The organism is Cognatiyoonia sp. IB215182, assembly GCF_033963905.1.
In the GTDB taxonomy this organism is placed as follows: domain Bacteria; phylum Pseudomonadota; class Alphaproteobacteria; order Rhodobacterales; family Rhodobacteraceae; genus Yoonia.
In genome coordinates this window covers 383,745-407,301 of sequence record NZ_JAXBMB010000002.1, presented here as the reverse complement: position 1 = coordinate 407,301, position 23,557 = coordinate 383,745, and the positions used below count along the sequence as shown (strand labels likewise).

28 protein-coding genes are annotated in these 23,557 nt (G+C 59.7%); 20 read left to right on the top strand and 8 right to left on the bottom strand.

What is annotated here, in order from left to right; all coding sequences use genetic code 11:
• Positions 1-16 precede the first annotated feature (16 nt).
• Positions 17-229, bottom strand: a complete 213-nt coding sequence (locus SLH47_RS05730) for a hypothetical protein (protein WP_320238436.1) — start codon at positions 227-229, stop codon at positions 17-19.
• 170 nt (positions 230-399) lie between these two features.
• Between SLH47_RS05730 and phnC the strand changes: the two genes are divergently transcribed.
• The 5 genes from phnC to SLH47_RS05705 all read left to right on the top strand — a co-directional run bounded on the left by phnC (position 400) and on the right by SLH47_RS05705 (position 5,061).
• Complete coding sequence (phnC, locus tag SLH47_RS05725; protein WP_320238434.1) at positions 400-1,221, top strand: phosphonate ABC transporter ATP-binding protein; 822 nt, start codon at positions 400-402, stop codon at positions 1,219-1,221.
• A 60-nt stretch (positions 1,222-1,281) separates the two neighbouring features.
• A complete protein-coding gene (gene phnD / locus SLH47_RS05720) occupies positions 1,282-2,187 on the top strand; it encodes a phosphonate ABC transporter substrate-binding protein (RefSeq protein WP_320238432.1) in 906 nt (301 codons plus the stop codon).
• A 73-nt stretch (positions 2,188-2,260) separates the two neighbouring features.
• Complete coding sequence (phnE, locus tag SLH47_RS05715; RefSeq protein WP_320238430.1) at positions 2,261-3,133, top strand: phosphonate ABC transporter, permease protein PhnE; 873 nt, start codon at positions 2,261-2,263, stop codon at positions 3,131-3,133.
• Positions 3,134-3,135: 2 nt separating this feature from the next.
• A complete protein-coding gene (gene phnE / locus SLH47_RS05710) occupies positions 3,136-4,446 on the top strand; it encodes a phosphonate ABC transporter, permease protein PhnE (protein ID WP_413785623.1) in 1,311 nt (436 codons plus the stop codon).
• A complete protein-coding gene (locus tag SLH47_RS05705; RefSeq protein WP_320238429.1) occupies positions 4,447-5,061 on the top strand; it encodes a chloramphenicol acetyltransferase in 615 nt (204 codons plus the stop codon).
• Here the strand turns inward: SLH47_RS05705 and SLH47_RS05700 are convergent, their stop codons facing one another.
• Both SLH47_RS05700 and phnF read right to left on the bottom strand, forming a co-directional pair.
• Positions 5,062-6,249: an alpha-D-ribose 1-methylphosphonate 5-triphosphate diphosphatase gene (locus SLH47_RS05700; protein WP_320238428.1), complete on the bottom strand. Its 1,188-nt coding sequence runs from the start codon at positions 6,247-6,249 to the stop codon at positions 5,062-5,064.
• A gap of 74 nt (positions 6,250-6,323) precedes the next feature.
• Complete coding sequence (gene phnF, locus SLH47_RS05695) at positions 6,324-7,034, bottom strand: phosphonate metabolism transcriptional regulator PhnF (protein WP_320238427.1); 711 nt, start codon at positions 7,032-7,034, stop codon at positions 6,324-6,326.
• Positions 7,035-7,139: 105 nt separating this feature from the next.
• Here phnF and phnG point away from each other — a divergent pair, with 105 nt between their 5' ends.
• From phnG to SLH47_RS05680, 3 genes are read left to right on the top strand one after another with little or no spacing between them, the layout of a single operon-like run.
• A complete protein-coding gene (gene phnG / locus SLH47_RS05690) occupies positions 7,140-7,592 on the top strand; it encodes a phosphonate C-P lyase system protein PhnG (RefSeq protein WP_320238425.1) in 453 nt (150 codons plus the stop codon).
• A complete protein-coding gene (gene phnH / locus SLH47_RS05685; RefSeq protein ID WP_320238424.1) occupies positions 7,592-8,152 on the top strand; it encodes a phosphonate C-P lyase system protein PhnH in 561 nt (186 codons plus the stop codon). Before phnG ends, phnH begins: the two co-directional genes overlap by 1 nt.
• Entirely contained in the window at positions 8,152-9,234 is a 1,083-nt protein-coding gene (locus SLH47_RS05680; protein WP_320238560.1) for a carbon-phosphorus lyase complex subunit PhnI, read from the top strand. The genes phnH and SLH47_RS05680 overlap by 1 nt, the downstream gene beginning before the upstream one ends.
• 8 nt (positions 9,235-9,242) lie before the next feature.
• Here the strand turns inward: SLH47_RS05680 and SLH47_RS05675 are convergent, their stop codons facing one another.
• Positions 9,243-9,578, bottom strand: coding sequence for a hypothetical protein (locus tag SLH47_RS05675; protein ID WP_320238422.1), 336 nt, complete (start codon positions 9,576-9,578; stop codon positions 9,243-9,245).
• 50 nt (positions 9,579-9,628) lie between these two features.
• Between SLH47_RS05675 and SLH47_RS05670 the strand changes: the two genes are divergently transcribed.
• From SLH47_RS05670 to phnN, 5 genes are read left to right on the top strand one after another with little or no spacing between them, the layout of a single operon-like run.
• Positions 9,629-10,498: an alpha-D-ribose 1-methylphosphonate 5-phosphate C-P-lyase PhnJ gene (locus SLH47_RS05670; RefSeq protein WP_320238420.1), complete on the top strand. Its 870-nt coding sequence runs from the start codon at positions 9,629-9,631 to the stop codon at positions 10,496-10,498.
• Positions 10,495-10,833 (top strand): NIPSNAP family protein, encoded by a 339-nt coding sequence (locus SLH47_RS05665; RefSeq protein WP_320238418.1) that lies wholly within the window; start codon positions 10,495-10,497, stop codon positions 10,831-10,833. The genes SLH47_RS05670 and SLH47_RS05665 overlap by 4 nt, the downstream gene beginning before the upstream one ends.
• Positions 10,830-11,600: a phosphonate C-P lyase system protein PhnK gene (gene phnK, locus SLH47_RS05660; RefSeq protein WP_320238416.1), complete on the top strand. Its 771-nt coding sequence runs from the start codon at positions 10,830-10,832 to the stop codon at positions 11,598-11,600. Before SLH47_RS05665 ends, phnK begins: the two co-directional genes overlap by 4 nt.
• A gap of 4 nt (positions 11,601-11,604) precedes the next feature.
• Positions 11,605-12,288 (top strand): phosphonate C-P lyase system protein PhnL, encoded by a 684-nt coding sequence (phnL, locus tag SLH47_RS05655; RefSeq protein WP_320238414.1) that lies wholly within the window; start codon positions 11,605-11,607, stop codon positions 12,286-12,288.
• A complete protein-coding gene (gene phnN, locus SLH47_RS05650; protein ID WP_320238412.1) occupies positions 12,285-12,827 on the top strand; it encodes a phosphonate metabolism protein/1,5-bisphosphokinase (PRPP-forming) PhnN in 543 nt (180 codons plus the stop codon). The genes phnL and phnN overlap by 4 nt, the downstream gene beginning before the upstream one ends.
• On the opposite strand, the gene SLH47_RS05645 is transcribed toward phnN, so the two are convergent.
• A complete protein-coding gene (locus SLH47_RS05645) occupies positions 12,809-13,486 on the bottom strand; it encodes a DUF1045 domain-containing protein (RefSeq protein WP_320238410.1) in 678 nt (225 codons plus the stop codon). The two genes, phnN and SLH47_RS05645, sit on opposite strands and share 19 nt — an antisense overlap.
• Positions 13,487-13,520: 34 nt before the next feature.
• Between SLH47_RS05645 and SLH47_RS05640 the strand changes: the two genes are divergently transcribed.
• The 4 genes from SLH47_RS05640 to SLH47_RS05625 all read left to right on the top strand — a co-directional run bounded on the left by SLH47_RS05640 (position 13,521) and on the right by SLH47_RS05625 (position 18,707).
• Entirely contained in the window at positions 13,521-14,666 is a 1,146-nt protein-coding gene (locus tag SLH47_RS05640) for an alpha-D-ribose 1-methylphosphonate 5-triphosphate diphosphatase (protein WP_320238409.1), read from the top strand.
• A 62-nt stretch (positions 14,667-14,728) separates the two neighbouring features.
• Complete coding sequence (locus tag SLH47_RS05635) at positions 14,729-15,889, top strand: acyl-CoA dehydrogenase family protein (protein WP_320238408.1); 1,161 nt, start codon at positions 14,729-14,731, stop codon at positions 15,887-15,889.
• Positions 15,890-17,929: an acetate--CoA ligase family protein gene (locus SLH47_RS05630; RefSeq protein ID WP_320238407.1), complete on the top strand. Its 2,040-nt coding sequence runs from the start codon at positions 15,890-15,892 to the stop codon at positions 17,927-17,929. It begins immediately after the preceding gene.
• Positions 17,922-18,707, top strand: a complete 786-nt coding sequence (locus SLH47_RS05625) for a carnitinyl-CoA dehydratase (protein ID WP_320238406.1) — start codon at positions 17,922-17,924, stop codon at positions 18,705-18,707. The genes SLH47_RS05630 and SLH47_RS05625 overlap by 8 nt, the downstream gene beginning before the upstream one ends.
• Here the strand turns inward: SLH47_RS05625 and SLH47_RS05620 are convergent.
• The 3 genes from SLH47_RS05620 to SLH47_RS05610 all read right to left on the bottom strand — a co-directional run bounded on the left by SLH47_RS05620 (position 18,704) and on the right by SLH47_RS05610 (position 22,271).
• The gene (locus tag SLH47_RS05620; protein WP_320238405.1) at positions 18,704-20,053 is read right to left on the bottom strand and encodes an AarF/ABC1/UbiB kinase family protein; all 1,350 of its coding nucleotides are present in this window, start codon (positions 20,051-20,053) and stop codon (positions 18,704-18,706) included. The genes SLH47_RS05625 and SLH47_RS05620 overlap by 4 nt on opposite strands.
• Positions 20,054-20,129: 76 nt before the next feature.
• On the bottom strand, positions 20,130-20,543 hold the full coding sequence (locus SLH47_RS05615; RefSeq protein WP_320238404.1) for a BLUF domain-containing protein: 414 nt from the start codon (positions 20,541-20,543) through the stop codon (positions 20,130-20,132).
• A gap of 204 nt (positions 20,544-20,747) precedes the next feature.
• Entirely contained in the window at positions 20,748-22,271 is a 1,524-nt protein-coding gene (locus SLH47_RS05610) for a serine/threonine-protein kinase (RefSeq protein WP_320238403.1), read from the bottom strand.
• 15 nt (positions 22,272-22,286) lie between these two features.
• Here SLH47_RS05610 and SLH47_RS05605 point away from each other — a divergent pair, with 15 nt between their 5' ends.
• The 3 genes from SLH47_RS05605 to SLH47_RS05595 all read left to right on the top strand — a co-directional run bounded on the left by SLH47_RS05605 (position 22,287) and on the right by SLH47_RS05595 (position 23,552).
• A complete protein-coding gene (locus SLH47_RS05605) occupies positions 22,287-22,469 on the top strand; it encodes a hypothetical protein (RefSeq protein WP_320238402.1) in 183 nt (60 codons plus the stop codon).
• A 270-nt stretch (positions 22,470-22,739) separates the two neighbouring features.
• Positions 22,740-23,153, top strand: a complete 414-nt coding sequence (locus SLH47_RS05600; protein ID WP_320238401.1) for a helix-turn-helix transcriptional regulator — start codon at positions 22,740-22,742, stop codon at positions 23,151-23,153.
• Positions 23,154-23,168: 15 nt separating this feature from the next.
• On the top strand, positions 23,169-23,552 hold the full coding sequence (locus SLH47_RS05595; RefSeq protein WP_320238399.1) for a PAS domain-containing protein: 384 nt from the start codon (positions 23,169-23,171) through the stop codon (positions 23,550-23,552).
• Positions 23,553-23,557 lie beyond the last annotated feature (5 nt).

Genomic DNA, 23,557 nt, shown 5'->3' with positions numbered 1-23,557 from the left:
CAGATTTTCTGAGGCGTTAAACCTCGGCAAACCCCAGACGCGTTAACGCTTTGCGCGCGTCTTCGCGTTCATTTGGCGTGCCGTACAGGTATTCCTGGTTCAGCTTGACGACCGTCTCATGCAGCAATCGGTCGTGCAATTGCTGCTGGATAAAGGCCACAGCGCCCCCTTTTTCGATGCTGAGCACCTCTTGCGATGCTGACTGCGTTGCATGCCGAAAATCTTCCATACCCAGACACCCGTCCCGTTGATTCCCCAACGTCATCCTAGCTTTGTTAACGGTTCTGGAAAGAGAAAACATATCCACAGGCGGGAAGCGCCTGTTACAAAAATTTCGTTTTTCTGATACAAATCTGCAAAGCAGCATCGTCACATGTCGCTCCGACATTGGGGACGTATATGCTGCACATCAATCAGTTGACGAAATCGTTTGGCGGAAACGTGGCGGTTGATGCTGCGTCCATTGCTGTTGAGCAACCCGCGATGATCGGCATCATCGGGCGGTCGGGCGCGGGGAAATCAACGCTTTTGCGGATGTTGAACCGCCTGACGGATGCCACGTCCGGCGAAATCATGTTCGAAGGGCAGGATGTAACGCAACTGCGCGGTAGCGCCAAGCGGAACTGGCAGTCGCAATGCGCGATGATCTTTCAGCAGTTCAATCTGGTGCCCCGGATGGACGTCGTCTCAAACGTTTTGCATGGCACGTTGAACCGGCGGTCCACGCTGGCGACGATGTTCAACCTCTATCCGACCGAAGATATCCACACCGCGATTGAGATTCTTGACCGTTTGGGAATCGCTGAACATGCGCCGAAACGGGCCGAAGCATTGTCAGGCGGGCAACAGCAGCGCGTTGCGATTGCGCGGGCGCTGATGCAGGACCCGAAGATCATTCTGGCCGATGAGCCCATCGCTTCACTCGACCCGATGAATGCACAGGTCGTTATGGATGCGCTGCGCCGCATTCATGAAGAAGACGGGCGGATGGTCATCGCGAACCTGCATACGCTCGACACCGCGCGCCGCTATTGTGACCGCGTGATTGGCATGCGTGATGGCCGCATCGTCTTTGACGGCACGCCCGCGCAGCTGACCACAGGTGTGGCGCGCGACATTTACGGCGCAGACGAGACATTCTCCGAAGCGGCCACATCCACCGAAATCGAAGCCCTCAATGCTGAGGTCGTCAAACTGGCTCAGGTCGCGGAAAGCGCCTGAGCCTTTTTCCTTTTTAACCCCGCGCCCCGGCGGACGGGGTGCTTAACGAGAGAGAAGACAATGAAAAAACTGATTGCTGCCGCACTGGCAACAACCGCGTTGACAGGGGCTGCGTCTGCGCAAGGTATCACCGAATTCAATATCGGTGTTCTGGGCGGTGAGAACGCGCAGGACCGGATGACGGCGAACCAGTGTCTGGCCGATTACGCGTCCGAGGCGCTGGGCGGTGTTGACGTGAACATCTTTACACCTGCTGATTATAACGGCGTGATCCAGGGCCTTTTGGGCGGCACAATCGATATGGCCTGGCTGGGTGCCTCGTCCTATGCAGCGATCTACATCCAAGACCCTGACGCGGTTGAGCCTGTACTGGTCAAAACAAACCTCGACGGTTCTATCGGTTATCACTCCATCGGGTTTGCGCGCGCGGACAGCGGCATCACATCTCTGGAAGACATGCAGGGCAAGGTCTTTGGTTTCGGTGACCCGAACTCCACTTCCGGCTTCCTGATCCCCTCCATCGAAATCCCGCAGATCACGGGTGCGACAATGGACTCCGGCGATTACTTCGGTGAAGTGAAATTCACCGGCGGTCATGAGCAGACCATCGTTGCGGTGAATGCAGGCGACGTGGATGGCGGCGTGACCTGGGCCGACGGTCAGGGTAACTGGGAAGACGGCTTCAACTCTGGCGCGCTGCGCCGCGCGGTGGATGCCGGCCTTGTGGACATGAACGATCTGGTTGAAATCTGGCGTTCCAACGTGATCCCAGAGGGTCCAATCGTGCTGCGTCAGGCACTGCCTGATGAGGTCAAAGTGACCATGACAGAACTCGTCGACAACCTGCTGGAGACAGATCAGGAATGCGCTTACGGCGTGTCCGCCGGTGAAAGCCTCGGCTTCCAGCCTGTTGAGCATGAAGTCTACGAATCGATCATCGCTGCACGGAAATCCGTCATCAACTGATCTGACGATCTTCTTCATCTGGCACTGATCCCGGCGGGGTCAGTGCGTTTTTCCATTCAGCACGAGATCTTTCATGGCACTTGCCGAAGCAGGCCAACAAGGCGGCCCGGATATTCAAGCCGCCTATATGGCGATGACGCGCCAGAAACGGCTGATGTCGGGCATCATCTTGGCGGTCTTTATCGTTCTGATGGTGGGCGGCTTCCTGATCGCGCAAGAGCGGAACGCCGGGGATTTTCTGCCCGGCCTGCCGAAAGTGCTGGAGTTTCCGGGCGATGTTGTCGCTGAGGCTTGGCAAAACCGCGCGCAATTGCCGGGCTTTCTGGCACAATACACGCCGTCATTGATTGAAACTATCAACATCGCCGCCGTTTCGACCCTTATCGGGGGTCTGGCCGCGATTTTCCTATCGCTCTTTGCGACGCGCGGCTTGGCCAAGTATCCGCGGTTTGTGCCGGTTGTGCGCCGGACCATGGACTTTCTGCGGGCCTTCCCGGAGATTGTGATCGCCCTAGTGCTCATCTTTATCCTCGGCGGTGGCCCGATCCCCGCGATGATCGCCATTGCGCTGCATACGGCGGGTGCCTTGGGCAAGCTCTTTTCCGAGATCAACGAGAATGCGAGCCTTGGGCCGATTGAGGGGCTTGAGTCAGTCGGTGCGAACTGGAGCCAGCGGATGCTGCTGGGCGTGATCCCGCAGGTGGCACCCAATTACCTGAGCTACGCGCTCTTGCGGTTTGAGATCAATATTCGGGCGTCTGCGATCCTTGGCTTTGTGGGCGCGGGCGGCATTGGCTACGACCTGCGCAACACGATCACCTTTGGGATGGGCAAGTTTGATGAGGCCGCGTCGATCTTCATCCTGCTCTTCGTCACCATTGTGATTGTCGATCAGCTGTCCTCGCGTGTCCGCGACCGGCTGACACACGGGAAACCAAGCGCATGACCATGGCCCAGACCAAAATCGATACGGTCATGTCCGAAACCGTGACACATCTGCGTAACAAGCGACTGATGGGCTTTGGCCTGTTGTCGGCGATTGTCGCCTATCTGATTTACGTCTTTTTCGCCTTCAACGTGCCGGAAGTGATCCGCAGCGTGGACGGCGAAGATGCCCGCATCCTGATCGCGGACAGCTACAGCTACAAAACACATGTCGCGCGGGACAATCGCGACGGATCGGTGCGCGTCGCGATTGAAGGGGAGCGGAAGGGCCGTTACCTCGAAGGCGAGGCACCGTCATGGGTCACGTTGGGCGAAACCACGATTATTGAGCTGGAAGACGGCCATGTGGTGACCTTTGGCCCCGAAGAAATCCGGTATGATGTGCCGGGCTATGGTCTGATCACCGCGCGGCCCGGATCAGACGGGGTAAACGCTACCTTGCCCGAAGGTGATGTGCCGGAATGGATCAATGCGTCCAAGAACCGGCTTGCAGTGACGACCGAGGCGGGGCGGCTGACGATCACCCGTAACCGGAGCGAGGTGTTCCGCTATTTCGGCGGGTGGGAGCTGTTCTTTTTCACGCTCGACAGCCCTTATCACGGCATGGGGCCGGGTGCCTTGCTGGGCCGTGCTTTTGATGGCGAGGCCGGAGCCATCTGGTCGGATTTCTGGGGCAACAATATGTGGCGCCATTCCGATGTGGTTTGGGCGATTGGTGAGACGATCCTGATGGCGTTTCTGGGCACCTTTGGCGCGGCGATCATCGCGCTGCCGCTTGGGTTTTTGGCCGCGAAGAACTTCACGCCTCTTGGCCCGATCCGCTACATCGTGCGCCGCGTGTTTGACTTCTTGCGCGGCGTGGATGGGTTGATCTGGACGATCATTTTGTCGCGCGCCTTTGGGCCGGGGCCAATGACCGGGGCGCTCGCCATTCTGGTGACGGACACGGGGTCATTCGGGAAAATCTTCTCTGAAGCATTCGAGAACGTCGATCGCAAGCAGATCGAAGGTGTGACCTCGACCGGGGCCAAGCCGTTGCAACGCTACCGCTTTGGCGTGATCCCGCAGGTGACGCCCATTCTGCTGAGCCAGGTGCTCTACTTCCTCGAATCCAACACACGATCCGCCACGATCATCGGGGCGATCACAGGCGGCGGCATCGGGCTTTTGATCACGCAGGCCATCGTGACCCAGAAAGACTGGGAAGAGGTGACCTATTACATCGTCCTGATCGTGATCATGGTCATGCTGATGGATACATTCTCTGGCTGGTTGCGCAACAAGCTGATCAAAGGCGATGAAGGCGGGCATTAAGTGACGCGACTGACGGAGGATGCGCCGTTCCTGCATCCGGATTGTGAGATTACCGAAACGGATTTTGGCCGGTTCACCGAAGTTGGCCGCGGCAGCCGGATCGCGCATTCGCGCCTTGGTGACTACTCCTATTGCGACCGCTACGCGGATATCGCCAATGCTGAGATCGGAAAATTTTCGAACATCGCGAGCTATGTCCGCATCGGCGCAACCGACCACCCCATGGACAAGGCGAGCCTGCATCATTTTCACTACCGCTCGGCCGATTACTTCGACGATGCAACCCATGATGAGGCCTGGTTCGCCCACCGCCGGTCGCGCCGCGCCTTCATCGGCCACGACACCTGGATCGGGCATGGCGCGCAGATCAGGCCTGAAGTCTCAGTTGGCCATGGAGCCGTCATCGCAGGTGGGGCGATCGTCACCAAGGATGTACCGCCCTACATGATCGTCGCCGGTATTCCTGCGGCCCCCTTGCGCACACGTTTCGCGCCGGAGATTGCCGAACGGATGATGGTGCTCGCCTGGTGGGATTGGCCGCACGACCGGCTACGTGCAGCGCTTGACGATTTTCGTGCGCTTTCGGCTGAGGCGTTTTTGGAGAAATATGCCTGACTATTCCGCCGCGTGGCGCATGGCGCGCGGTGCCTGCGACAGCCGATGCGCGACACCGTTGCTGAGATAGGACCAGCGCCCGCCCGCCATCGTAGCCTCAATCTGACGGGTTTCGCGGTGGCGGATGACCAGATCAGCCCGCTTGCCTTGGGCCAGTGTGCCGCGATCAGTCAGCCCCATGATCTGCGCAGGTCGGGTCGAGATCAGCGCCCAGGCGTCGGCGAAGCCCAACAGCCCCTGATCTGCCAAGGCTTGCGCCGCTTGCGCGAGGGTGGGGTAGTGATAGTCCGAGACCAGCGCGTCGCATAGACCTTCGCGGATCAGCATGGTAGCCGAGATATTCCCCGCCTGCGAACGGCCGCGCACAACATTCGGCGCGCCCATGACGACCGGATCGCCCAAGGTCCGCGCAATCGCCGCCGCGCTGCGATGGGTGGGAAACTCACAAATCTTCGCGCCGATATTCGAGTAATAATCGCGCGTATTGGCGTCGCCATCGTCATGGCTGCCATAGCGGACGCCCAGATTGTCGAAAGCCACCGCCAGATTGCAGAGATAGCGCGGCACGCGCGGCCCGCTTTCCTTGGTTCTGCGCACGACCTCCATATGCTCTTCTGACGTGCGCCCGGCGCGCGAGGCCCATGCGCCGATCCTCTCGGGGTGCTTTTGCGCGATCTCAATGGCTTCGTCGAGGTGGTTGTTGAAGATCACATAGTCGATATCGAAATCGCGTACGGCGTTGATCAACCGTTCCTCCGTCTCGACGGTATGCGTCTCACAGCGGATCTGCACCCGCAGGTCTGTCAGCAAACGGGGCTTAAGAGTTTGGTGAGCCGCGAGGAACGCTTCGGCAAAATCGGGACCGCGCGCGGCCCCCTCCCATGACCAGCTTTGCGCCATCCAGGCGGTTGTTACGCCATGTGCGGCTGCATCGCGGTCCGTCCCGGCAAGGCCAAGCTCTATCGGAAAAGGGGCGGTCGGGCGCGGCGCGATATGATGTTCAAACGCATCCCCATGCAGATCGATGATCCCGGGCAGGATGTCGTAACCTGGGAGAGAGAGTTGCTGCGCGCCGGAGTTAAAATCAATAAATCCCTCGCGGACGGTCAGCATGCCTTCCTGCATCGCGCCATCCACAAGACAGCGCGCGCCGGTTAGTGTGAGTTCTGCCAATGGGGGGACAATCATCGATCTGGCCTTATAACACGTTGGCCGTGTATTGCAGTGCCATGTATCGCGGATGTGACAAAAATCCTTTTGATTCACTCATCTTGCAAGGTGAGCGTCACGCGATCCCCGGCAAACCAGGTATGGCCGTATTCGACTGGTGTGCCCGTTTCGTCCACATTGATGCTGATACTGCGCAGAATGGGCGCGCCCTCAGCGATCCGCAGATGCAAGGCCTGCGTGGCGGTTGCCTGTTTGGCCGTCAGCCGGGTCGATGCGCGGGTATAGTCATCAATGCCATGCCGTTTCAGCGCCGTTGTGACGGATCGTGTTTCCTCAAGATCGGTCAGAAGACCGGGAAAGCGGTCGGCGGGAAAGACACTGCGGAAGACGGCAATCGGCGTGTTATCGGCCAGAGAAAGCCCTTCGTAGACATGGACTTGTGCCGCGGGAGCAAGGCCCAGCGCCGCTGCCTCGCGGGCATCCGCTGCGCGCGTTTCGCACATCAGCACCTCTTTCGCGGGGCTGCGCCCGGCTGCGGCAAGGTTTTGGTGGAACCGCACGCGCCGCCCGATCGGGTACTCGGTGGGTTTCTGCGCGACGAAAACCCCCGCACCCCGCCGCGCATGCACCAAACCATCCTGCGCCATCGCTGCGAGCGCCCGCCGCACCGTGTGCCGGTTCACCCCAAACCGCGCGGAGAGCGCCGCCTCAGTCGGCAGTTTGTCTCCAGGGCCATAGCGCCCTTCCGCGATATCGCGCGTCAGGGTGTTGGAAATTGAGGTCCAGATCGCAGTGCGGGGCATTTTTGTCACGAAAGTTTCACATGTGCCGGACTTGTGAGCCGACAGGGCTTCGGCTAATAGTTGTCTAGTTGTATATTTATTTCGACAAATCTGCAAGGTGTCTAGATGAATGTGATGGCCGACCCGCATGCCGACCGCAAAGCCTGGATGAGCCTTTTGGCCAAAGCACCGGCGGCTGATCTCGCGCGGCTTTGGGGCGGTGTCGAGGCACCGGACTACACCTTCTTGCGCCCGCCCGAGATTGGCGGCGTCATGGTCCGTGGGCGCGCTGGCGCGGTCGGCGCTGCGTTTAACCTGGGTGAGATGACCGTTACCCGCTGTTCTTTGAAACTCGCCTGCGGCACGGTCGGTCATGCCTATGTGCAAGGACGCAACAAGGACCACGCGGTGCGAGCGGCGCTGATCGATGCGCTGATGCTGACAGACCGCGCGGATGACATCCGGCGGGCGGTGCTGACCCCGCTGGAGCAGGCCTTGACCGCCACAAAGGCACGGCGCGCGGCCAAGGCGGCAGCGACAAAAGTGGATTTCTTTACCGTGGCACGGGGAGAGGATTGATGCAGGCAGCAACGCTCGAAGGCGGATTTCAGAACGCCCCAATTGCCGCCGCGGCGGCGTTCCGGCAGATCATGAACGCGATGGCCCGGCCCGGCATGATCTCAACGGTCGCCGGGGCAACGCCACCTGCGCCGCTCTCGACCGCCGCAGGTGTTGTGATCTTGACGCTGTGCGACCCCGACACGCCGCTTTATCTCGCGCCCAGCCGGGATACGCCGGAGGCGCGCGGTTGGATCACGTTCCATACCGGCGCGCCGATTGCCTCCGCAAAGGATGCGATGTTTGCGCTGGGTGCGTGGGATGAGCTGCCCCTCGACGCGTTTGCCATCGGCACGCCGGAATATCCTGACCGCTCTGTCACGTGCATTGTCGAGACCGACGCATTGACCACAATAGGCGCGACGCTGGAGGGGCCGGGCATAAAAGACCAGGCCCAATTGTCACTGCCGGAACAGCAGGCCTTTCAGCGCAACGCGACGCTCTTCCCCGTGGGTCTTGATTTCATTTTCACATGCGGGGACCGCCTCGCGGCCTTGCCCCGCACGACAAAGGTGTCCTGATGTATGTGGCGGTAAAAGGCGGCGAGACCGCGATTGACAATGCGCATGCCTGGCTTGCCGAAGAGCGGCGCGGCGATCTGGATATTGCGGAGCTGTCGCTGGATCAGATCCGCGAACAACTGGCGCTGGCCGTCAACCGGGTGATGGCCGAAGGGTCGCTTTATGATCCTGATCTGGCCGCTCTGGCTATCAAACAGGCGCGGGGCGATCTGATCGAGGCGATCTTTCTGATCCGCGCCTACCGGACGACGCTGCCGCGATTTGGTGGCTCGCTGCCGGTTGAAACCGACAAGATGGCCTGCGACCGCCGTATATCGGCCACGTTCAAGGATGCACCGGGAGGGCAGGTTCTGGGGCCGACCTTTGACTACACGCACCGCCTGCTGGACTTCAAACTCGCGGCGGATGGCGATATCGACGACGTGCCGCAAGCTGACGCACGCGATCAGGATACGCCGCATATCATGGACTTTCTGGATCGCGAGGATCTGGTCCAATCAGAGCCGGTTGGCGACGAAACCCCACCCGATCTAACCCGCACGCCGCTGGAACTGCCCGCCGATCGCTCGCTGCGGCTGCAATCGCTCACGCGGGGAGATGAGGGGTTCATCCTCGGCATGGCCTATTCCACGCAGCGCGGTTACGCCCGCAACCACGCCTTTGTGGCGGAGCTGCGCATCGGAACGGTTGCGGTCGAAATGGACATCCCTGAACTCGGCTTTGCTATCGAGATCGGGGAAATCACGCTCACCGAATGTGAGACGGTCAACCAGTTCAAAGGCTCAAAAACCGAACCCCCGCAATTCACGCGCGGTTACGGACTGGTCTTCGGCATGACCGAGCGCAAGGCGATTTCCATGGCTTTGGTCGACCGCGCCTTGCGGTGGAAGGAACTGGGCGAAGACAATGTCGGCGCGCCTGCACAGGACGAAGAATTTGTCCTCTATCACGCGGACAATATCCAGGCGACCGGGTTCCTCGAACATATCAAACTGCCGCATTACGTGGATTTCCAGGCCGAGCTAGAACTGATCCGTAAACTCCGGCGCGAGGCGAAAGGTGTGCAGGAGGCGGCGGAATGAGTGCTGTCCTACCGCTTCGCCGACCACACCGCGCTGTCTTTGAACTTGTCGCTGTCATTGGCGCTTTGTTGCGTAACGGTGCTTCTTGGGCTGTTTTCGACCGGCTCATTGATCTCGCCCACGTCATCATAGATCGTGCCAACCCGGCGCGATGGGCGGTCGTTTCTACCACCGGTGATACTGCGCCAAAGCCTGCGCGCGACATACTGCGCGATCACTACGAGCACCATGAACGCCCCGAATGCGGTCAGGATCGACATGGTGCCGATTTCGATACAGGCATCGCCCGCGCCAAAGGCGATGGCGTAGAGAATGCTAACGGTTCCCAAACATGGTTCAAACACGGTCTTCCCCCTCTTCTGCGCCCAACCTGCGCCAAGAAAGCGGCAATGCTATGACAGACTATAATTTCGCGTATCTCGATGAACAGACCAAGCGGATGATCCGCCGCGCGATCCTGAAAGGCCTCGCCATCCCCGGCTATCAAGTACCCTTTGCGAGCCGAGAGATGCCGATGCCCTATGGTTGGGGGACCGGCGGAGTGCAGGTCTCCGCCGCCGTGCTCACGCCGGACGACACATTCAAGGTGATTGATCAAGGCGCGGATGACACGACCAACGCCGTTTCGATCCGGCGTTTCTTTGAAAAGACCGCCAATGTGGCCGTGACCGAGGCGACGGCGGAGGCCAGCGTCATCCAGACCCGTCACCGCATCCCCGAAGAGGCGCTGCGCGAGGATCAGATCCTTGTCTATCAGGTGCCGATCCCTGAGCCTTTGCGGTTTCTTGAGCCGTCTGAGGTCGAGACCCGCAAGATGCACAGCCTTGAGGAATACGGACTGATGCATGTGAAGCTTTACGAAGATATCAGCCAGCACGGGGCCATCGCGACCTCTTACGCCTATCCGGTCAAGGTCGAGGGGCGCTATGTCATGGACCCGTCCCCAATCCCGAAATTCGACAATCCGAAACTGGAAATGGCCGCGATCCAGCTTTTCGGCGCAGGGCGCGAGCAGCGTATCTATGCGATCCCGCCCTATACACAGGTCGTCAGCCTCGATTTTGATGATTACCCATTTGAGGCAACGAAGGCCGATGCGGCCTGCGATCTGTGTGGGGCGACCGACAGCTATCTGGACGAGCTGATCATCGACGATGCAGGTGGGCGGATGTTCATGTGTTCCGACACAGATTACTGCGCCAAACGCCGCGCTGCCGGGTTCCTGGGCGCGCGCGGCGTCGTCGAGGAAGAGAGCGCCGCATGATCAATCAGCTTCGCATCTACACCGTCCCGCCACATAACCGCGGCCCATTTCTCGACCGGTTCCGCGATCACGCAGCGCGGATCATGGGCACTTACGGCTTTCGCATTCAGGCGATGTGGACCAGCGAGACAGATGAGGCGCTCAAGTTCGTCTATCTGCTGGCTTGGGACAGCGAAACACAAATGAAAGACGCCTGGGCCGCCTTCATGGCCGATCAGGAATGGAAGGACATCAAGGTGGCCACGTCCGCAGAGCATGGTGATTTCGTGCTGGGAATCGAGGAGATGGTGCTGACCCCCACGGACTTTTCAAACGGGATTGGAGACAGCGCATGACACCGCTTTTGCAAGTCAGGGACGTCGCCAAGTTCTATGGGCAGCGCATCGGCTGCGCAGATGTCAGCTTTGATCTTTACGGTGGCGAGGTCATGGGCATCGTTGGCGAGAGCGGGTCAGGCAAGTCGACCTTACTCAACTGCCTTGCGGGGCATGTGACGCCGGATCGTGGCGCTGTCTGTTTTGACACCCGCGTCGACGGGCTACGTGACACAGTTACGATGAGCGAGCCTGAGCGGCGCATGCTCTCACGCACCGATTGGGCCTTTGTCCATCAGCATGCGCGCGACGGGCTGCGGATGAATGTCAGCGCCGGTGGCAATGTAGGTGAGCGGCTGATGGCCGTGGGTGCGCGCCATTACGGTGATATCCGCGAGGCCGCCGTTGATTGGCTGGGCCGGGTTGAGATTAGTGCGGACCGCGTGGATGATCGCCCGACCGCGTTTTCCGGTGGCATGCAGCAGCGTTTGCAGATTGCCCGGAACCTCGTGACCGGTCCGCGACTTGTGTTTATGGACGAACCCACCGGGGGCCTCGATGTCAGCGTGCAGGCGCGGCTGCTTGACCTTCTACGCGGGTTGGTGCGCGAGATGAACCTGAGCGCCATTATCGTGACCCACGATCTGGCCGTGGTCCGGCTGTTGGCCGACCGGCTGATGGTGATGAAAGACGGGTATGTGGTGGAAACGGGTCTGACCGATCAGGTGCTTGATGATCCGCAGCATGCCTATACGCAACTTTTGGTCTCTTCCGTTCTGCAGGTGTAACGACATGATTACCGTCGAAAATGTCTCAAAAACCTTCACGCTGCACAATCAGGCCGCGGCGGTCATTCCGGTGATGGAAGGGGCGTCGCTGCAGGTGGCACCTGGTGAATGCGTGGCCCTGGTCGGCGCGTCGGGTGCGGGGAAATCCACGCTGATGCGGATGCTTTATGGCAACTACCTTGCCGCTTCGGGTCGTATCCTGATCGGTGATGTGGACGTCGCCAGCGCCGCACCGCGCGAGATTCTGGATTTGCGCCGCCATGTCTTGGGCTATGTCAGCCAGTTCTTGCGCGTGGTCCCTCGCGTGCCGACGCTTGAGGTTGTGGCTGAGCCGTTACTGGTGACCGGCGTTGCGCAGGACGTAGCATTTGACCGGGCGCGGGAGTTGCTAGCGCGGCTCAACATCCCTGAACGGCTGTGGTCACTCAGCCCGACAACTTTCTCCGGCGGTGAACAGCAGCGCGTCAATATCGCGCGCGGCTTTGCCTATGACTATCCTGCGCTCTTGCTCGACGAGCCGACAGCGAGCCTTGATGCGACAAACCGGGCCATCGTGCTCGACATGATCCACGCGGCCAAGGCGCAGGGTGCCGCGATCGTTGGTATCTTCCACGATGATGCCGCGCGCGCGCAGGTCTGCGATCGGGAGATTGACGTGGCCGGTTTTGCGCCGAGAGAGGCCGCATGACCGGACGCTTGATCGCTGTTGTCGGCCCCTCCGGCGTGGGCAAGGACAGCGTGATGCGCGCCATGGTCGACACAATGCCGAACATGGTGCTGGCGCGCCGCGTGATCACCCGCCCTTCGGATGCGGGGGGTGAGGATTTCGACGGCGTGACAGATGCGGTCTTTGACCAGATGCTGCGCGAAGAAGCCTTTGTCCTGTCCTGGCCCGCCCATGGTCTGCGCTACGGCATCCCAAGGGCCGTTTTGCGGGATCTTGACGCCAGCCGCGATGTGCTGGCCAACCTCTCACGCAAAGTGCTGCAGGAGGCCGCTGCCCGGTTCCCGCATTTCACCATCATCCTTCTTTCAGCGTCACCTGACGTGCTTGCTGCGCGATTGCGCGCCAGAGGGCGCGAGGATGAGGCCGAGATCGCGCGGCGTCTGGCGCAGGCCGCCTACACGCTGCCCGACGATCTGCCAGTGCATCAGATCGACAATAGCGGCGCGCTGGACGACACGGTCACCGCGGCCCTGCGCGCAGTTCAACCGGCCAGGGCGTAGCGTTGGATTTCATGAAACATGTCGTCTTCCGCCTGTCCCAAAAGGGTGATGTGATCCATCACGAAAGGCGTCGGGACCAGAGGCGCCAGCATCGGTTCCAACTGAGCCAACACTGCGGCCCCGGTGCCGTCATCCAACCGGCCCGACAATGTCAGATGAAAGTGAAAGTCGGCCATCACGTAAGGATAGCCCCAGGTCATCAGGTTATGTTCCTGCCGTTCGGTCAGCCCGGCCTTGCGGCGACGGGCCAGCTCATCCGCCCCGGCTGGTGCGCGAAAATGGTCCAGATCGCTGACGATGCGCGCGACCAGCGCGTTCAGCGCGACCGCCTCACCCGCAGGACGCAGAGCCAGAAAGCCATGATGGTGCTGCAAGGTCATACCGGGCACGGTGACAGGCGCGTTCGCATCCGCGAAGGCCGCGAGCGCGGTCTGCAAATCTTCGACCCGCTGGCCATTGGCCAGGCGAAAGGGTGCTTTCAGCGTGCCGTGAAACCCGTATTTGCGCGGAACATCGGTCAGTGTGCCCACATCGAAACCGCTGATTGTGGGATGCGCCACAGCCTCGCCAGTGCGGCTATCCCAGCCCAGCCAACTTGCACAGAAGTCGGCGAAAGGGCCGACAGTTGGTGTGTAGAAAATCGCGTAACGTTTGAACATTCAAAGACTTTTGCCAAGGCTGCATGACAAATCCATGACACAAGACATCATTATCGCCAACGCGCAAATTATTCTGCCTGACGAGGTCGTTCAGGGCGGTCTGGTCCTGCGCGACGGCCAGATTGCCGAGATTTTTCAAGGCACCTCCGTGCCCAAGACGGCCATGGATTGCAAAGGTGACTATGTCTGCCCGGGCCTGATCGAATTGCACACCGATAATCTGGAACGTCATATCACCCCGCGCCCCAAGGTCGACTGGCCCCATCGCGCGGCGATCATGGCCCATGACCGGGAACTGGCCGCCACCGGGATCACCACAGTTTTCGATGCGATCCGCGTTGGCTCTATCATTTCGGATGGCAACAAGCGCTATGGCAAATATGCCCGCCAGATGGCCGATGAGATTTTGCAGATGCGTGATGCGGGCGCGCTGAAAATCTCGCATCACATCCATCTGCGGGCAGAGATTTGTTCCGAGACGCTTTTGGACGAAATGGGCGAATTTGGTGACAAAGACCGTGTTGGCATCGTCTCTCTCATGGATCACACACCCGGCCAGCGCCAGTTTCGCGATATCCAGAAGTTTGAGGATTATGTGTGCGGCAAGCACAATCTCGACCGGGCCGGTTTTGCCGAATACATCGCCTTCCTTTACGGGTTGCAGGAACGCCTCGGTGCCGCCCACGAAGCAGGCGCCGTAGCAGCGGCCAAGCGCTACGGCGCGACTTTGGCGAGCCATGATGACACGACCGCCGAACATGTAGCGACCAGCGCGGCACATGGCGTGACAATCGCGGAGTTTCCGACGACGGTCGAAGCGGCAGAGGCCTGTCACGCAGCAGGAATAGCCACGATCATGGGGGCGCCCAATCTCGTGCGCGGCGGCTCCCATTCCGGCAATGTCGCGGCCAAGGATTTGGCGCAGATTGATCGTCTGGACATTCTGTCATCGGATTACGTGCCGGCGGCGCTTTTGATGGGTGCGGCGCATCTTGCGCAGCTGTGGGGAAATTGGCCCAAAGGCATGGCTACGGTGACCGCGAACGCCGCCCGCTACGTCCATCTTGAAGATCGCGGCGTGATCGCACTCGGCAAACGCGCGGATCTTCTGCGCTTTTCTATGCTGCATGATGTACCGGCGGTTCGTCAGGTCTGGGCGGCAGGTCGGCAGGTCGCCTGACGCGGATTGCAATCTGCAAAATCAGCTTTAGGGTCGGCGGGCAGACCTGAAGATGAGCGCCCATGCAGTTCGCCCTGACCGATGAGCAAGAGATGATCGTGACAACAGTCAGGTCATTTGTTGAAAACGAGGTTTACCCGCATGAAGACCTTGTCGAACGGACGGGAGAAGTCCCGCACGAAATTGCCGACGAGATCAAACGCAAGACAATCGAACTAGGCTTCTACGCCTGCAACTTTCCCGAGAGCGTCGGTGGGGCGGGCCTGAGCCATCTGGATTTCGCGCTGGTCGAGCGTGAATTGGGCCGCGGCTCTATGGCGCTGACGCATTTCTTCGGCCGCCCGCAGAACATCCTGATGGCTTGCGAGGGTGAGCAGAAAGAGCGGTACTTGGTACCCGCTGTCCGGGGGGAGCGGATGGATGCGCTGGCAATGACCGAGCCTGATGCGGGCTCGGATGTGCGCGGCATGAAATGCAGCGCGGTGCGGGATGGCGGCGATTGGGTGATCAACGGCTCCAAGCATTTTATTTCCGGGGCAGAACATGCGGATTTCTTCATCGTCTTTGTGGCGACCGGTGTAGATGACACGCCCCGCGGTCCCAAGAAGCGGATCACCACGTTCCTTGTAGATCGTGGCACGCCGGGTTTTGAAGTGCGCGATGGCTACGCATCTGTCAGTCACAAGGGCTACAAGAACTGCATTCTGACTTTCGATGATTGCCGTCTGCCAGATGCGCAGGTTTTGGGTGAGGTCGACGGCGGCTTCGCGGTGATGAACGAATGGTTGTATGCGACGCGGATCACGGTCGCCGCGATGTCGGTGGGTCGTGCCCGGCGATGCTTTGACTATGCGTTGAGCTATGCCGCCGAGCGCGAGCAATTCGGCCAGCCCATCGGCAAATTCCAGGGTGTCGGTTTTCAGATCGCCGACATGATCACCGAGATTGACGCAGCTGATTTCCTGACGCTCGCCGCGGCTTACCGGCTGGATCAGGGGCTTCCTGCAAACCGCGAAATCGCCTCGGCCAAGCTGTACGCGACCGAGATGCTGGCGCGTGTCACGGATGCCACCTTGCAGATCTATGGCGGCATGGGGCTAATGGCTGATTTCCCGATTGAGCGGTTCTGGCGCGATGCGCGGGTGGAACGCATTTGGGACGGCACATCCGAAATCCAGCGTCACATCATCAGCCGCGAATTGCTGCGCCCCTTGGGGGCCTGAATGGGGCGGTTTGACTGGCTGCTGCGCCCGCGTTCGATCCTTGTGGTCGGGGGCGGGACCTGGGGCGCGGAGGTGTTGCGCCAATGCCAGAAGATCGGTTTTCAGGGCGATCTGTGGGTCCTGCATCCAACCAAAGACGAGATTGCCGGTCTGAAACCCTATCGTAAGCTGACCGATCTGCCGCGCGCGCCGGATGCGGTCTATGTCGGCGTGAACCGGCATGCGACTATTGACGTTGTCCGCGACCTGCGCGCGATGGGCGCGGGCGGTGCGGTCTGCTTTGCGTCGGGTTTTCAGGAAGCGTTGCAAGAGGATGCGGCGGCAGCTGACCTGCAGGCAGCTTTGCTGGAGGCCGCTGGGGATATGCCGATCGTCGGCCCCAATTGCTATGGTTTCCTCAACTACCTTGATGGGGTTGCCATGTGGCCGGACCAGCATGGCGGAGTGATGGTGGAGAGTGGCGTCGCTCTCATCACGCAATCCTCGAACATCGCGATCAACCTGACGATGCAGCGGCGTGGGCTGCCGATTTCCTATGTCATCACAGTTGGCAATCAGGCGCAGACGACATTTGCCGAGGTCGGTCTGGCCCTTCTGGACGACCCGCGCGTCACTGCACTGGGTCTGCATATCGAAGGGATCGGCGATCTGCGCGCGTTTGAGAGCCTCGCAAGACAGGCGCACGAAATGGGCAAGCCAATTGTCGCGCTCAAGGTCGGGCGATCTGCGCAAGCCCGTGCCGCGACAGTCTCGCACACGGCGGCGCTGGCAGGCAGTGATGCGGGTGCGCAGGCGCTCTTTGCCCGGCTGGGCGTTGGGCAGGTCGAGACGCTGTCAGGGTTTCTTGAGACGCTGAAACTGTTGCATGTCGTGGGGCCGCTACCATCAACAAATGTTGCCTCTATGTCCTGTTCGGGTGGCGAGGCGAGCCTGATGGCTGACGCCGCCCATGACAGCCCCGTCACCTATCCTCCGCTGTCTGATGCGCAAACAACCGCATTGCGGGCCGTACTCGGTCCGATGGTCGCCCTCGCCAATCCGTTGGATTACTACACCTACATTTGGGGCGACGTGTCTGCGATGGCCGCCACTTTTGGCGCCATGATGGACGCGCGCATGGCGCTGGGTCTTGTCGTTCTGGATTTCCCACGCGGGGATCGCTGTTCCATAGCAGCCTGGAAGCCCGTGATTGCAGCCGTGGCAGAGGCGCAGGAAACCTCGGGTAAGCCCATCGCCCTGCTCAGTTCCCTCGTCGAGAACATGCCCGAAGATGTGGCGCAAGACCTCGTGGCACGTCGTATCTTGCCGTTTTGCGGGATATCCGAAGCGATTGAAGCCATCAGCTTGGCTGCCGCCATTGGGCAAGCCGTGCCACCAATCGGCGACCTGTTGCTCCCCGCGAAGACACCCGCCGAGGTCCTGACCTTGGGCGAGGCTGAGGCGAAGGATGCGCTTGCCACTTACGGACTGACCGTGCCCCGATCTTGTAAGGCAGAGAGTATGGACGCAGTGACCGACGCTGCGGCGCGGGTCGGCTATCCTGTCGTGCTAAAGGGCGAAGGCTTCGCGCATAAAACCGAAGCCGCCGCGTTGGCGCTTGACCTCGCAACGCCAGAGGCGGTGATGGCAGCTGCCTCCGCCATGCCCGTAACGAGCTTTCTCGTCGAGGAAATGGTGGCAGGCGCGGTGGCGGAACTCTTGATCGGGGTCGTTTCCGACCCGGCGCATGGCTACGTGCTGACGCTCGCAGCCGGGGGCGTTATGACCGAGTTGATGGACGATCGCGTCTCGCTTTTGTTGCCGGTCGACCTGCCGATGGTACGATCCGCTCTGGGTAAGTTGCGGGTATTCCCGGTCCTGCAGGGCTATCGCGGGAAACCGGGCGCGGATATCGCGGCGATCATTGACGCGGTGATGGCCGTGCAAGCCTATGTCACCGCCCATCGCCCTCAAGAGGTTGAGGTAAACCCGCTGATCTGTCGAGAGGACGGCGCGATTGCGGCGGATGCACTGATTGTGAAAGGAGTTTGTGATGACTGACGGCCCAATCAAGACACGGGTTCTGGGACAGGTGTTGGAGGTCATGCTGGACCGGCCCAAGGCGAATGCCATCGACCTTGCCACCAGCCGGATCATGGGCGATGTCTTCGCTGATTTCCGGGACAATCCGGACCTGCGGGTGGCGGTCCTAACCGGCGCGGGTGAGAAGTTCTTTTGCCCCGGTTGGGACCTGAAAGCCGCCGCTGACGGCGATGCGGTCGATGGGGACTACGGCCGGGGCGGCTTTGGCGGTCTGCAGGAATTGCCACACATGAACAAGCCGGTCATCGCCGCGGTGAACGGCATCTGCTGTGGCGGCGGGCTGGAACTGGCATTGTCAGCGGACATTATCCTTGCCGCCGAGCACGCGACATTCGCTTTGCCCGAAATCCGCTCTGGCACAGTCGCTGATGCCGCCTCGATCAAATTGCCCAAACGCATCCCGTACCACATCGCGATGGAGATGCTCTTGACCGGGCGCTGGGTCGATGCGGACGAGGCGGCGCGCTGGGGGCTTATCAACCGTGTTGTGCCCGCCGCCGACCTGATGAGCACGGCGCATGAAATGGCCGCGCTCATCGCCTCTGGCCCGCCGCTTGTGAACGCGGCCATCAAGGAAATCGTGCGCGAGGCGGAGGATATGAAGTTTCAGGATGCGCTCAACCGCATCACAAAAAGCCAGTTTGAAACGGTTGAGACTCTCTACCGCTCAGAGGATCAGCAAGAAGGCGCGCGCGCCTTTGCCGAAAAGCGCGATCCGGTCTGGAAGGGCCGCTAAGGTAGATTGCGTAGCATCTCGGCCACCGGCACCTTTGCCCGCAACCGGTTGGCCAGGAGGAACATGCCCCCGAACTTGCGCTGCAGAAACAGGATATCGATGGGCAAGGGTGGCGGGATGAACCCGGCATCGGCGAGCGCCATGCCTTCCGCCTGCATTTGCTGCGACAGCGTTGTGTCGGCAAAATCGTAGAGCGGGTTTTCCAGCAACGCGCGAAAAACATGCCGCATCATATGTACAATCTGGGCGCTGTGGGTGGGGTCAGTCTCAGCGGTGAAAAACCCGATCTCCATCGCGGTGGCGAGTAGCGCATCAGCGTCGTCCGCAATCCCGGCTGCGATCAGCCGACGGTATTGCTTTGCAATTGCTGGAGAAATCTGCCGGGTTGCCCCGAAATCCAGCAGCACGATCTTGTCCGTCGCGGGATCGTAGCGGTAATTGGCGAAGTTCGGGTCGGTCTGCATCCAGCCAAAGATAAACAACTCCTGCAGCATCAGATCAATCAGATCACGGGCGATGCGGTCGCGGTGGCCTTGGGGCAGATCCACCGCATCCTCGATTGGCACACTGTTGATGAAACCCATCACCATGACCTGCGGCGTCGTCCATTCTGCGATCAGTGCGGGCAGGCGAAACCGCGGGTCATCGCGCAAAAGCGCGTCGAAGCGGGTCAGATGCGACCCCTCCAACTCATAATCAGTCTCTTCATGCAGTTGTTGGCGCGCCTCAGCCATGTAGGGCGCAAGGTCAAATCCTTTGGGCAACAGGCCCGACATGCGGATCAATGTACCCACATTGGCCACATCGCTGTCGATGCTCTGCGCGATGCCGGGATATTGTACCTTGATGGCGACGTCGCGCCCATCTTTCAGCCGGGCGCGATGCACCTGCCCGATCGAGGCCGCTGCGATGGGGCGCACATCGAATTTCGCAAACTGGCCAAGCCAACCCTTGGGCCATGCGGCATTCAAGACCTGTTTCAACTGCGCAGGTGGCATGAAATGCGCGTCTGCCCGCAGGCGCGCCATGATCTCGGCCAGTTCGGGCGGGAGCATCTCGCCTGTGTCCATCGAGATCAGTTGCCCGACCTTCATGGCCGCGCCGCGCATCTTGGCCAGTTGATCGGTGATCTTGTGCAGATTGCGCGGGGTCAGCAAAAGGTCACGCAGCGCGGGCCGCTGACCCTTACCTAGCTGCGCCACACCGTTCAGCGCCATTGACCCCGCAACGCTTGCGGTCATTGAGCCCAACTGCGTCAGCCTGGCCGCACGGCTGGCGGGGACCGAGATGGCGCGCGCCGACGATGCGGTCGCGCCGGCCCTTCCTGACAGATCGTTTCTATCCATAGAGCAGCAGGTAGGGGGATTGCCTGACCCGACAATCCCACTTCACAGCGCCTACCCAATACGGAAAGGTGCGGGCCTATGTGAGCTCGGTCGAGACGTCCTGCAGGAAATCCAGCAAACTGTCGACACTGATCGCCTCGGGGTTCACTTTGTTGCTGGGGAAGTAGCGCAGGAAGATCTGTTTGGTCTCGTCGCTCATCCCCTCATGCAGGCCCATCGACCAGCTGGGGAAGATACGTTCGCGCACGTCATTACAGGCCATCAGAATGATGTTCACATGACGTGGATCGGCTGCAATGCGGTGATAAATGGCGCTAACTTCGGCGCGCCCGCCTTCGAGCACTTGCAGGAAGTTGGTGCCGTTGTAATGCAACATGCCGGTGACGTTCATGGCCGCGTTGTTGCGCCGACAAACCGCCAACAACTCGTCCACATTCACGTTCATCGACGGGTTGCGCTGACTGTAATAGACCAAGCGGGTCAGGTTCATGATATGTGCTCCAGTTCTGTCCGCGAGTTCAAATGGGGAGTGCAGGGGAACGCTTTCGCCTCACGCCACATGTTTGGTCGTGATTCAAAAGTTATCGATGCGAGGAAGGTTTTCCAAGGTCAGACCTTCTGTCGCTGCATGATGAGTTTGGCGGCCTGTGCGCCATCGGTCGTCACCGGAGGCTGTTCTTCAGGCGGCATGCTGTCAGCCGCATGTGTATGGATATTCGTCGGGCCGGTTCGTATTCACCCGCGACTTCGAGATCAGCGATCCACAACGCACAATTGCGGCGGGCGGCGCACCGACCACCTTGGTGAGCCATGCATCGTCAACAAAACGGGTTTCAAACGCGAGCCCGTTGTCGAAAGCGGTGTGGTAGATGATCTTGAAGGGAAGTTCGGTCATCATCTTGTCGCCGCCATTGAGGCCGATCGAGGTTACGTTGACGGGTGCAATTGTCCCGTAGGGCCGACCGGCCGTTTCGGCGATACCAGCTTCGACCTGGGCCCGCGTTTGAACTGATTCACCATCGATCGCCATGATCCGCGCACCGGTCGGCACGCTCGGCGTACCCGTCTTCACAATGGGATCTGGGCCAATTGTGAATGACCAATCTGTACGCCAATTCAGTGCAATCAAGCCTTCGGCCCAGCTTTTCGAAAGGGTCGGCGCACTGGGCTGTGGTGAGGTAATTTCCGCCGTTATCTCGGCTGGGATGGAGAAAATCTCAGCATTGGCGACCTGTTGCACTGGCGTTGCGGCATCAATACTCCGCGCCTCAATTGCGACCCGAGTGGTCGGCATGGGCCCCGCAGTCGCTGCATTGTTGTCGCCGGGCGTCAGACAGGAGCCACCGACCAGCACAAGAACTGCGGTGCTGCCTGTCAACAAAGCGGTAATATGGCGACGAAGGCCCTTGTTCCGATGTGAAGCGCGTCGCGGTCGATTGATCGCAACCGTTTGTGATCTGATCGGGTGCCCCCATTTCGTTTGGTGCAACGGACCCGCACCTTCTTCCGGTTCACGACCGGTCTTGTTTTTTGACGGTTTGATCTGCAGAAGCCGCTGCCATTCGGCAGCGCTTTGCAAACGGTCCTGTGGCAGAATGGCGAGGGCACGGTCAATCGCAGCGCAGAACGTTTCGTCAAAATCCTTGGTTCTTTGACCCAGTGGTACATAGGGGTCAATCTGCTCAGTCACATGCAGTGTAACGCGCATCTGGCTGTCTGGCGGGGTCTCTCCCGCGATCAGGTGGTAGAACGTGGCGGCCAAAGAATAGAGATCGCTCGACGAGCCCTGCGTACTACCTGCCAGATAGAACTCTTGCGGGGAATATCCGTCCTTGACGACCGGCAAAGCGGATAAAGCCTGCTTTGCTTGCGTCGCCTGTTCACGCGCTGCGCCAAAATCGATCAGGATTGGCTCAAGCGTTTTGGTCACAATGATGTTGTCCGGGGAGATGTCGCGATGCAGCAGGCCCGCATCATGAACGAATCGCACGGCATCCAACACTTTTCCCAGCAACGTCCTGATTTGTGTCGGCGAAAGATGTTTTTCGGGTTCGGTAATATAGCCGAGGAGATCAGACCCATGCACGTAATCCAGCGCCATATAGGCAGTGCCGTGCTCCTCAAAAATCTGGTGCACGCCGACGATGTTGGGATGGTCGAGTTTGGCAAGCGAGCGCGCCTCTTTCAGAAAGAGATGCACGACAGACTGGAAATCCATCGCATGAGTGCTTGAGTGGAACTGAACGGACAGGTGGCTACAGCGACACAAAGCGCTTGGAAAGCATTCCTTGATGACGACCTGTCGATCAAGGCTGTCGGTAGCAAGATAGGTGATGCCGAACCCACCGTGATTAAGGTAACTGTCTATGGTTTATTGCCCAGACAGAAGGGTGGTGCCGACCGGCAGCGCCTGTGAAAAATCAGGATCATTATTCATGGGTGTACCACTGACCGTCGACATACTCATACAAACACCAGTTTCTTATAAATTAAGATAATGTGCGAATTATGGCAGCTAATAGCGATGTTGTTATTTAAAAATAAGATGCCGTGCCGAAATTATATCATTAAAAGAGGGTCTCCTCTGTAGGTTGAGGGCAGGCTGAGAAGCGCCTATAAAATGCGGGCGGGTAGCATCTCACGCAGAGTTATGCTGAGATTGGCTGAAAATGAGGACGCGAATTTCATGAACGAAGCTGTCAGCGATCTGACACCGCATGCGGATGAAGACGCCTATGAGTATGTGGGGCGGGCACTGCGCAAGCTTCGGCTTGAACGGGGGCTGACCCAGGCCCAGGCCGCGCGTGTGATCAATGTGAGCCCGCAGCAATATCAAAAATATGAAGACGCGCATTCAAAATGCAGCCTCAACTATCTGATCGCACTGGCAGGTCATTACGGTGTGAATGTCAGTGCGTTTCTGCCAGATTGCCCAGACAACAGCATTGCTCCATTGCCTCAGACTGAAATCGCGAGCGAGGCGGACCTGCTTGCGCGATTGGTCACGGCTTTTGTGGGGCTGGACGACGCGGAAGAAAAATTACGTTTCGTTCAGCTGATTGAGGCAGTAGGCTTGGCCCATGGGAGGGGTGGTGAGTAAGTACCGGGGTGTGTGTTGGAGAGTTACGATCGGTTCCTGGAGGAGAATGCCGATGATATGACCCGCGCGGCAGCGGCGGGCCATTCTGCGGTGATATGTCTGGCAACACCAGGGGTGCCGGTCATCTATGTCTCTGACGTTTTTGAGGCGCATACGGGTTACAAGCCAAGCGAAGTGATCGGGAAATCGCTCTCAATCCTGCAGGGTCCAATGACCGAAGCGCAGGCGGTCGAAGACTTTCGCTTTCTGATTGAGAACCAGGTGCCTGGCACGGTGCGCATCACCAACTACCGCAAGGATAAGACGCCTTTTGTGCACGAATGTGCGTTGCGCCCGATTAAGGACTCCCAGGGCAATGTCAGCCACTTCATTGCCATCCAGACACCTGTGGCCGACTAGGTCAT